The 9607-nt window shown below is 71.5% G+C and carries 10 protein-coding genes; 1 reads left to right on the top strand and 9 read right to left on the bottom strand.

The genetic code is table 11. The annotated features are described in order from the left end of the window. The first annotated feature begins 85 nt into the window (after positions 1-85). A complete protein-coding gene (locus CES90_RS41145; RefSeq protein WP_189788154.1) occupies positions 86-745 on the top strand; it encodes an O-methyltransferase in 660 nt (219 codons plus the stop codon). 439 nt (positions 746-1184) lie between these two features. Here CES90_RS41145 and CES90_RS41140 read toward each other — a convergent pair whose 3' ends face one another. The 9 genes from CES90_RS41140 to CES90_RS41105 form a co-directional block, all read right to left on the bottom strand. After that, positions 1185-2243, bottom strand: coding sequence for a pyridoxal phosphate-dependent aminotransferase (locus CES90_RS41140; protein ID WP_189788155.1), 1059 nt, complete (start codon positions 2241-2243; stop codon positions 1185-1187). Further along, positions 2243-2365 carry a hypothetical protein gene (locus CES90_RS51445; RefSeq protein WP_268257074.1) on the bottom strand — a complete coding sequence of 41 codons (123 nt, stop codon included), beginning with the start codon at positions 2363-2365 and terminating at the stop codon, positions 2243-2245. The genes CES90_RS41140 and CES90_RS51445 overlap by 1 nt, the downstream gene beginning before the upstream one ends. Positions 2366-2661: 296 nt before the next feature. After that, positions 2662-4002 (bottom strand): MFS transporter, encoded by a 1341-nt coding sequence (locus CES90_RS41135; protein WP_189788156.1) that lies wholly within the window; start codon positions 4000-4002, stop codon positions 2662-2664. Positions 4003-4230: 228 nt separating this feature from the next. After that, positions 4231-5247, bottom strand: a complete 1017-nt coding sequence (gene dmpG, locus CES90_RS41130) for a 4-hydroxy-2-oxovalerate aldolase (RefSeq protein ID WP_189788157.1) — start codon at positions 5245-5247, stop codon at positions 4231-4233. Then, positions 5244-6194: an acetaldehyde dehydrogenase (acetylating) gene (locus CES90_RS41125; protein WP_189788158.1), complete on the bottom strand. Its 951-nt coding sequence runs from the start codon at positions 6192-6194 to the stop codon at positions 5244-5246. Before CES90_RS41125 ends, dmpG begins: the two co-directional genes overlap by 4 nt. Next, positions 6191-7003: a 2-keto-4-pentenoate hydratase gene (locus CES90_RS41120; RefSeq protein WP_269801976.1), complete on the bottom strand. Its 813-nt coding sequence runs from the start codon at positions 7001-7003 to the stop codon at positions 6191-6193. Before CES90_RS41120 ends, CES90_RS41125 begins: the two co-directional genes overlap by 4 nt. Positions 7004-7008: 5 nt before the next feature. After that, positions 7009-7947 (bottom strand): 3-carboxyethylcatechol 2,3-dioxygenase, encoded by a 939-nt coding sequence (locus tag CES90_RS41115; protein ID WP_189788160.1) that lies wholly within the window; start codon positions 7945-7947, stop codon positions 7009-7011. 9 nt (positions 7948-7956) lie between these two features. Then, complete coding sequence (locus CES90_RS41110) at positions 7957-8958, bottom strand: zinc-binding dehydrogenase (protein ID WP_189788161.1); 1002 nt, start codon at positions 8956-8958, stop codon at positions 7957-7959. A gap of 148 nt (positions 8959-9106) precedes the next feature. Beyond that, a complete protein-coding gene (locus CES90_RS41105) occupies positions 9107-9583 on the bottom strand; it encodes a GNAT family N-acetyltransferase (RefSeq protein WP_189788162.1) in 477 nt (158 codons plus the stop codon). Positions 9584-9607: the final 24 nt, after the last annotated feature.

The following is a 9607-nucleotide window of genomic DNA, read 5'->3' as shown; positions in this document are numbered from 1 at the left end:
CGCACGTTCGGGTGTGCCCGTCGAACGTGCCGCACCGCGGCACACGGGTATTTCCACAGACCTGAGAATCCATGAGGCTGAGCGCATGACGCGGACAACGGAAGCCCTCATCCCGAAGCTCCAGGAGTACGTGGCGGCGCACAGCACCGCGCCGGACGAGATCCTGCGCGACCTCGCGGCCGAAACCGAGCAACTCTTTCCCGAGGACAATTTCATGCAGATCGGCCCCGAGCAGGGGACGTTCATGACGCTCCTCGCCCAGATCGCAGGGGCCAAGCACGCGGTGGAGATCGGCAGCTTCACCGGCTACTCGGCCATCTGCCTGGCCCGCGGTCTACGGCCCGGCGGCACACTGTTGGCGTGCGACATCAGCGAGGAGTGGACCTCGGTCGCCCAACGGTACTGGAAGCGTGCCGAGTTGGACGACACGATCACACTCAAACTCGGACCGGCGCTGGACACGCTGCGTGTGCTGCCGGCGGAGCCGCAGTTCGACCTCGCTTTCATCGACGCCGAAAAGGAAGACTACGTCGACTACTGGGAGGAGTTGGTTCCGCGGATGCGTCCCGGTGGCCTGCTGCTCGCCGACAACACCCTCCACCACGGGCAGGTTGTCGACCCCGCGGAGAACGCCACCAACGTGCAGGGGATCCGCGCGTACAACGCCCGTGTTCGCGATGACGACAGGGTGGAGCAGGTGCTGATTCCGATCGGCGACGGCCTGAACTTGGCCCGGAAGAAGTAGGCACGGCGAAGAAGGCGCAGAGCGGCCAGGCTTTACGGGCACGAGGGACGAGGTTTCGGAGGGCGACCCCGTGGGGGGCGGGGCCCCTCGCTGACGCAATGTCGGCTCCCCTTCCGAGCTGGCCGCTTCGATTGACCGGTACCTCGGCGACGCCGACCAGGACGCCGCCATGCCGCAGGCCGCCGACGGCGACCCACTACCGATAGCGGCCCTGGCTCGCCAGGGCCGCTATCGGCATGTTCGCGACAACTTGCAGGTCAAGGAAGTCCACCTGGACTCCGGCCTGCACCGACGCTGAAACGCACGCCGGAGCCGTCGACGCGGTGCACCGCCAAGCCGAGTGCGCACTGCGCGACCACCCCGGCCTGGGGCTCTGGCTCCATCTACGTCGACAAACGCTGGGCCGGATCCACCCGGCGCACCCTCAGGGCCGGACTCGTCAGTGGTCGGAGGCGAGGGCGGCTTCGAGATGGCGCACGAGGGTGAGGACATCAGAGGGGGTGCCGACCGAGATCCGTATCCAGCCGGGCATGCCCATGTCCGTGGCGTCCCGCACGTGGACGTGGTCGGCGAGCAGCTGCCGGGTGACCTCGGGGGCGCTCCCAGACAGGTACACGGTGACGAAGTTGGTCTGCGAGGGCAGGTAGGTGATGCCGAGCCGGTCCAGGCAACTGCACAGCGCCATGCGCGCCGTGGCGGTGCGAATCCTCGTCTGTTCCAGGAATGCCTGGTCCTCCAGAGCCGCACAGGCCGCCGCCTGCGCGAGCCGGTTCACGTGGTACGGCATGGCGTCCTGCACGGTCTCGATACGAGAGACGACGTCAGGGCAGCCGATCAGCGCACCCACGCGCAACGAGGCGAGGCCGTACGCCTTGGAGAACGTCCGCAGCACGCTGACGCCACCACCCTCCCGTGCCCAAGGCAGCGCCGAGGTGAAGGAGTCGTCGGCGAACTCCGCGTACGCCTCGTCGAAGACGATGTGTGACCCCGTGGCGCGAGCCGTCTCGCACAGGCTCCGCACGGCGCCGGCGTCCAGGACGGACCCGGTGGGGTTGTGCGGATTACAGACGAAGACGAGGGCCGCGCCCTTGCCCATCTCCTCCCTCAGCGCCGCGGGGCCCACGCGGTAGTGCTCGAGGGGGACCTGCACGATACGCAGGCCCACGGCCTCCAGCGTCTTCCGGTAACCCTGGTAGGTGGCCTCGTTGACCACGGCGCGGCCGGTGTCGCGCAGCGCGAGGGCGAGCAGCATGATGATCTCGTCCACCCCGTTGCCGACGGCGACCCTGTCGGTGGTGACGCGGTAGTGAGCGGAGAGGGCGTCGATGAGCGCGGTGTGCCGCGGGTCGGGGTAGCGGTGAACGCGCAACAGCTCAGCGCGCGCCGCTTCCACCGCCTTGGGGCTCGCACCCCAGGGGTTCTCGCTCCGGTGCAGCAGGAGCGGGGCCGCAGGAGAGCCATCGGCGACACGGTGGGCGGTCGGTGTCCTGGTGCGCATCAGCGGCCCCCCTCGCGCGAGGCCACCGGTTCTGTCGGCACGACCATGACGAAGGGGTTCTTCTGCCCGCGCAACAGCTCGGGCAGCGGTCGGACCAGGTCGGTCCGGTGTCTTGCGGACATGCCTGCCCCTTCTCGTGATTCGGTCATGAGTGAGCTCCCGTCACTGATGCGTCCGGCCGTCCCGGCCGGCTGAGGAATGTGCGAGGGGGAGACGTCCACGTACGGCGCTGGGTCGGGCGGGATAGGCCGCCGGCTGCGTCCCCTTCTTCCCTGGGGTGATGGACCGTTGCCACCGGGCCGCTACCAGGAAATGACCTTGAATGCTCCTATGTCATCCCCCCGTGCCGAGCAGCGGCACGGGGGGAGGCCATAGGCGGGCGCGCGAAGGACAACGCCAGGGCTTCCGGCGAGGGGCGTCAGAGGCCGAACTCCTTGTCGCGGGTCTCGGGCAGGGCGAGCACGCAGGCCAGGCTGACCAGACAGAGGGTGCCCGCGTAGGCGCCCAGGACGAGCGGTGACTGCCAGTGGGAGTTCAGCCAGGTCGCCACCAGGGGGGCGAAGCCGCCACCGAGGGTGTTGGCAAGGATGAAGGCCGCCGAGGCTCCCGTGTAGCGCAGCCGGGCCGGGAACAGTTCGGGCAGGAAGACCGCGATCGGACCGAACATCAGCACGAGCAGGACCAGCCCGACCGTGAAGGCGCCGCCGATGAGGAGGCCGTCGCCGGTGTTGAGGGAGCCGAACATGGGCAGCGCCCACAGCGCGGACCCGGTGGCCCCGGCGAGGATCACCGGCCGCCGGCCCACCCGGTCGGCCAGCCGGGCCACCGGGATCACCGCGGCCGCGGCGGCACCGGCGGCCACGCTGGCGGCGGCCAGCATCGTGTTCTGCGGGATGCCGAGCGACTTCGGGCCGTACGACAGGCTGTAGACGATCACCAGGTAGTAGACGGCCGAGCCGCCCACCGCCGCACCGATGCCGAGCAACAGCCGCCCCGGGTACTGGCTGACCAGGGCGCCCAGCGGAAAGCGCGGGGCGGCCGGGCGGGCCGTGGCCGGCCTGTCGAACACCGGGGACTCCTCGACCCGGGTGCGCACCCAGAATCCGACGGCGATGAGCAGTGTGCTGAGGATGAACGGCACCCGCCAGGCCCAGTCAGCGAAGGCCTCCCTGCCGGTGATCCCGATCGTGGGCAGGATGACGGCGCTGGAGAGCAGGAAGCCCAGCAGCGGGCCTATCTGGGGGACGGACGCGTACACCGCTCTGCGCCCCGGTGGGGCGTGCTCGGCCGCGAGGAGCACTGCGCCGCCCCACTCGCCGCCCATGCTCACGCCCTGGAGGAGCCGGAGCGCGATCAGGAGCACCGGGGCGAGGACGCCTGCCGTGTCGTAGGTCGGCAGCAGCCCGACCCCGACGGTGGCCACGCCCATCAGGACCAGGGAGAGCACCAGGGCCTGTTTGCGGCCACGCCGGTCGCCGATCGTCCCGAACAGCACGACGCCGACGGGGCGGGCGAGGAACGCGACGGCGAAGGTGAGGAACGCCGCCAGGGTCGAGACGGTGGAACTGCCGGACGGGAAGAAGGCCGGGCCCAGGACGAGCGCGGCGGCCGTGCCGTACACGGCGAAGTCGTAGTACTCGATGGTCGTGCCGATGAGACTCGCGGCGGCGACCCGTGAGGCGCCCTTCCTGGCCTCGGGCGGTGGTTCGGGGGCGGTGACGGTGACGACGGCTGCTGCGTCGCGGCTGGTCTGGGACATGGAGCGGCTCACCTCCGATTGGCCCGGATCATGAAGTGATCCGGGCCACAGTGGGGTCTGTGCGCAGGACTGTAGGTGGCCTGAAACCGGTCGGCGCATTCTTGTGCCGCCCCGTGGCACGTGGCCCGGAGCCCGCGATGTGCGGAGACGAGCACCTGCAATATGCATGTTTTTCCGCGTGCTCCGTCCGTCGTCACAGCGAGTGGGACGAAGCACGCGGACGGCCCGTCAGCCCTTCTCCCCCGCCACCAGGTCGAGCGCGATGTCGACGATCATGTCCTCCTGGCCGCCGACGAGCCCGCGCCGGCCGACCTCCAGGAGAAGCGTGCGGGCGTCCACCCCGTACCGCGCGGCGGCGGTCTCGGCGTGGCGCAGGAACGAGGAGTACGCGCCCGCGTAGCCGAGGGTGAGCGTCTCCCGGTCGACCTGGACGGGCCGGTCCCGCAGTGGCCGTACGAGGTCGTCGGCGGCGTCCTGGAGGGCGAACAGGTCGCAGCCGTGTTTCCAGCCCTGAAGGTTGGCGACCGCGACGAACGCCTCGATGGGGCAGTTGCCCGCGCCGGCGCCCTGGCCCGCGAGGGAGGCGTCGACCCGGGTGACGCCCTCCTGTACGGCGATCACGCTGTTGGCGACCGAGAGGGAGAGGTTCTCGTGCGCGTGGATGCCGACCTCGGTGTAGGGGTCCAGGACGTCGCGGTAGGCGCGGACCCGCTCGCGTACGCCGTCGAGGGTGAGTCGGCCGCCGGAGTCGGTGACGTACACGCAGTGTGCGCCGTAGGACTCCATCAGCCGGGCCTGGGCGGCGAGTTCGGCGGCGGGGGCCATGTGGCTCATCATCAGGAAGCCGGAGACGTCCATGCCGAGGTCGCGGGCCTTGGCGATGTGCTGCGCGGAGATGTCGGCCTCGGTGCAGTGGGTGGCGATGCGCACCGAGCGGACGCCGAGGGCGTGGGCTCGCTCCAGTTCGGCGATGGTGCCGATGCCGGGCAGGAGGAGGGTGGTGAGGGTGGCCCGGGTGAGGTGTGCGGCGGCGGCCTCGATCCACTCCCAGTCGGTGTGGCTGCCCGGCCCGTAGTTGACGGAGCCGCCGGCCAGGCCGTCGCCGTGGGCGACCTCGATCGCGTCGACGCCGGCGGCGTCGAGGGCAGCGGCGATGCGGCCGACGTCGGCGGGGTCGATGCGGTGCCGGATGGCGTGCATGCCGTCACGCAGGGTGACGTCCTGGATGTACAGCTTGCGGGTCATGGGCGGGCCTCCGCGAGGGACGCGCCGCTCCGGGCGATCGACTCGGCGACCTGGAGAGCGGCGGACGTCATGATGTCCAGGTTTCCGGCGTAGGCGGGCAGGTAGTGGGCGGCTCCCTCGACTTCGAGGAACACCGAGACCCGGGTGACGGCGGGTCCGGCGTCCGGCGGCAGCAGGGTGCGCACCGGTTCGGTGGGGTCCACCGGGGTGAACTGCACCTCCTGCTTGAGCCGGTAGCCGGGGACGTAGCGGGCGACGCGCTCCGCCATGGCCGTGATCGACTCGCGGACGGCGTCGTGGTCGGCCTCCCCGATGAGGCAGAACACCGTGTCCCGCATGATCAGCGGCGGGTCCGCCGGGTTGAGGACGATGATCGCCTTGCCGCGGGCCGCGCCGCCGACGCTCTCGATGGCGTGGGAGGTGGTCTCGGTGAACTCGTCGATGTTGGCCCGGGTACCGGGGCCGGCCGACCGGGAGGCGATGGAGGCCACGATCTCCGCGTAGTGGACCGGGGTCACCGCCGAGACGGCCGCCACCATGGGGATGGTGGCCTGGCCGCCGCACGTCACCATGTTGACGTTCGGGGCGTCGAGGTGGGCGTCCCCGTTGACCGGCGGCACGACGAACGGGCCGATCGCGGCGGGGGTCAGATCGATGAGCCGCTTGCCGTACGGGGCCAGCTTGGCGGCGTTGGCCACGTGCGCCTTGGCGGAGGTGGCGTCGAAGACGACGTCGATGTCGGCGAAGCCGGGCAGCGCGATGAGGCCGTCGACGCCCTCGTGGGTGGTGGGCACCCCCAGCCGGGCGGCACGGGCAAGCCCGTCGGAGTCGGGGTCGATGCCGACCATGGCGCCCATCTCCAGGGTGTCCGACAGGCGCAGGATCTTGATCATCAGGTCGGTTCCGATGTTGCCGGACCCGATGACGGCGACCTTGGTTCTCTTCACGCGTCCCTCTTCTCGGACTTCTCGGAGAATGCGGCGGTGACCGTGCCCAGCGGTCCGATCTCGGCGTGGATACGGCTTCCGGGCGGTGCCGGGACCATCGGGCCCAGCGCCCCCGACAGGACGACCTGCCCGGCCCGCAGCGGGTCGCCGTACGCCTGGGCGGTGCGGGCCAGCCAGGCGAGCGCGTTGAGCGGGTCACCGAGGCAGGCGGAGCCCGCGCCTTCGGAGACGGGCTCGCCCTCGGCGTACATCCGCATGGTGACCTCGCGGGGCTCGAACGCGTCGAGGGTGAGGCGGCGGTCGGCCAGGACGTACAGGCCGCTGGAGGCGTTGTCCGCGATGGTGTCGGTGAGCCGGATGTCCCAGTCGGCGACCCGGCTGTCCACGATCTCGATGGCCGCGACGGCGTACTCCACCGCGGCGCGGACCCGGGCGGCGTCGAGTACGCCGTCGGCCAGGTCTTCCCCCAGCACGAACGCGATCTCGGCCTCGGCCTTCGGCTGGAGCAGCCGGTCGGAGGGGATCTCCGCCTCGGCCGAGACATCCATGTCGGCGAAGAGCACGCCGAAGTCCGGCTGGTCGACGCCGAGTTGGCGCTGCACGGCGGGCGAGGTGAGGCCGATCTTGCGGCCGGCGACGACCGCGCCTGAGGCCAGCCTGCGCCGGGTCAGCTCCTGCTGGACGGCGTAGGCGGCGTCGATGTCCTGTTCGCCGAGCAGGTCGCGGACCGGGGCCACGGGACGGCCCTCGTCCGACGCGGCTACCAGCCGGGCGGCGGCCTGTGCGACCGCGTGCCGGTCGACTGTCATGTCGGTCACCGTCCCTGCGCCGTGGTCACGGCGAATCCGGCGATCCACGCGGGGATCGGCTCGTAGAAGCGTGAGGTCATCTCGTACGGCCCGGTGGCCGCGAGCGAGGCGAACGCGGCGATCCAGGCGCGGACCTCGTGGGCGGAGCCGCCGCCCTCCTCCGCCATCGCCGCCACGGTCCAGGAGTCGAACTCCGCGAGTTCGCCCTTCTCCAGGTGGTCGAGGAGCCGGTTGTCCCAGGCGGGGTTGATCGGGATCATCGAGGCCGTGCCGGCGGCGTACTCCTGGCCCGCCCGGACCACCCGCTGTTCGCCCTTGGCGCGCTGCTCGGGGGTCGGCGGGTGGCCTTCGATGAGCGCGTCGGCGACTCTGGGGGGCGCACCGTCCAGCACGGGTACGGGAGGGTCGTGGGAGAGGCCGCCGGAGGCCAGGAACAGCGTCCTGCGGTCGAGTTCCGCGGCGGCCTCGCCGAGCGCGGTGCCGAGCGCCCGGATGCGGGCGAGAGGGCCGAGCGGCGTGGCCACACCGTTGACGAAGACGGGCACCACCGGCACCCGGTCGATCCCGCCGAAGAGCACTTCCAGGGGCTGGGCGAAGCCGTGGTCGACGGTCATACGGGCCGAGACGGTGAGGTCGATCCCCCGGTCCAGGACGCCCTGGCCCAGCGCCTTCGCGGCGGCGGTGTCGACCGACAACGGGCCTGCCGACGTGCCGAAATCCCCCACCGCGTGGGCCTCGGTGGCCAGGCAGAAGGGCGGCATCTCCTTGTAGAAGAAGCCGTTGTAGTGGTCGGGGGCGTAGAGGACGACCAGCTCCGGGTCGTAGGCGCGGATGAACTCCCGTGCGCCCTCGACCGCTTCGTCGACGCGGGCCAGGACGTCGGGAGCGGGGTCGTTCTTGCCGATGAGGGGTGAGTGGGACAGCCCTACGGCTGCTGCGGTCATGGTCGCTCCCTACTTCTGACGGGTTTCCGGGCGAGCCGGGCCGGACGGGTGGATGACGAGCTTCCCGGTGAGAGCACCGTCGATCATGAGCTGAAAGCCCTTGTGGATCTCGGTGAGCGGAAGTGTGCGGTCGATGACCGGACGGACACCCGTGGCCTCCATCAGGCGCAGCATCGCGACGTGTTCGGACCGGGTGGCGCCGGTCGAGCCGAGGATGCGCTGCTGGAGGTAGAAGATCCGGCCGAGGTCGGCGGGCGGGTTCATGCCGCTGGTCGCGCCGGCGATGACGATCGTGCCGCCGGGGCGCAGCGCCTTCAGCGAGTGCGCCCAGGTGGCCTCGCCGACGGTCTCGATCACCACGTCCACCCGCTCGGGGAGCCGCTCGCCGGGGGCCACGGCGGCGCGGGCCCCCCAGGAGACGGCCTCCGCGCGCTTGTCGGCGCTGCGGCTGGTGGCGTAGACGACGGCCCCGGCGGCCACCGCGAGCCGGATCGCGGCGGAGGCGACGCCGCCGCCCGCGCCCTGCACGAGCACCCGGTCACCGGCGGCGATGCGGGCCTGGGTGAACAGCATGCGGTAGGCGGTGGTCCAGGCGACCGGCAGACAGGCGGCCTCGTCGAAGGAGAGCCAGGCCGGCTTCGGCACCAGGTTGCGGGTGGGGACGATCAGGTACTCCGCGAACGCCCCGTCGTGGCGCTCGGACAGCAGCGCGCGGTCCGGGTCGAGCGTCTCGTCGCCGCGGCCCGCGTCGGGATCGCCGATCACCGGGTGGACGATGACCTCGTTGCCGTCGTCGTCGTAGCCGGCCGCGTCGCAGCCGAGGACGATCGGCAGCCGGTCGGGGGGGTGCCCCACTCCTTTCAGCGTCCACAGGTCGTGCATGTTCAGCGACGAGGCCACCACGCGGACACGTGACCAGCCGGGTCGCGGGGCAGGATCGGGTACGTCGCGCAGCACCAGCCCCGACAACGGGTCGGTGGCGCTCTGGGAAATAGCGGTTGCAGCAAGCACACGTCAACCGTCGCCCGCGGCCGCCCACCTGCCCTAGCAGATGTGCCGCTGGGCAGCACGCAGAGTCCTGCGCCCGCACGCGGCAGCGGGCCGGAAGCCGCGGTGGACCGCGGCTTCCGGCCCGCTGTGGCAGTGGCAGGGGACCGGCTCAGTGGGGCATGTCGTCGAGGGCGGTGGACACCCCTGCGATGCCGGGGGGTTCGGCGGCGAACAGGACGACCGGGCCGCCGGGCAGGTCCGCCTCGGCGATCCGGCGGAAGCCGCCGTCCTCCAGGACGCGCTGGGTGCGCAGGTCGTCGTCGTCCGGCGCGGCGACGACACGGCGGCAGCGCGGGTCGGCGGCGAACAGGGCGGGGGTGAGCGCGCGCAGCAGGCCGGTGGCGAGGTCGGGCGCGGGCCGGTCGAACCATACGGCGATGTCGTGTGCGCCCATGGGGTAGGCGGCTCGCAGCGGGTGCTGCCAGACACGCTGGACACGCACGAAAACTTCCTCCGGTCCGTCGCTGTGCGAGGCCGCATATCCGTGGGCGTCCCGTCCGGACGGTCCGCAGATCCGCCGCAGGGCCCAGCCACCGCCGAGGGCGGGCACGGCGGGCACCGGCGCGGTATCGGAAAGCAGGTCCACGGCGTGCCGCTCCTGGGATCGTGG

This window comes from Streptomyces capitiformicae (genome assembly GCF_002214185.1).
Lineage (GTDB): Bacteria > Actinomycetota > Actinomycetes > Streptomycetales > Streptomycetaceae > Streptomyces > Streptomyces capitiformicae.
The sequence above is the reverse complement of the archived record's forward strand: the minus strand, read 5'-3'. Positions and strand labels throughout refer to the sequence as shown.

Coding starts and splice junctions, on each gene's coding strand:
- CES90_RS41145 (WP_189788154.1), top strand. CDS start 86: ATGACGCGGACAACGGAAGCCCTCATCCCGAAGCTCCAGGAGTACGTG.
- CES90_RS41140 (WP_189788155.1), bottom strand. CDS start 2,243: ATGCGCACCAGGACACCGACCGCCCACCGTGTCGCCGATGGCTCTCCT.
- CES90_RS51445 (WP_268257074.1), bottom strand. CDS start 2,365: ATGTCCGCAAGACACCGGACCGACCTGGTCCGACCGCTGCCCGAGCTG.
- CES90_RS41135 (WP_189788156.1), bottom strand. CDS start 4,002: ATGTCCCAGACCAGCCGCGACGCAGCAGCCGTCGTCACCGTCACCGCC.
- dmpG (WP_189788157.1), bottom strand. CDS start 5,247: ATGACCCGCAAGCTGTACATCCAGGACGTCACCCTGCGTGACGGCATG.
- CES90_RS41120 (WP_269801976.1), bottom strand. CDS start 7,003: ATGACAGTCGACCGGCACGCGGTCGCACAGGCCGCCGCCCGGCTGGTA.
- CES90_RS41115 (WP_189788160.1), bottom strand. CDS start 7,947: ATGACCGCAGCAGCCGTAGGGCTGTCCCACTCACCCCTCATCGGCAAG.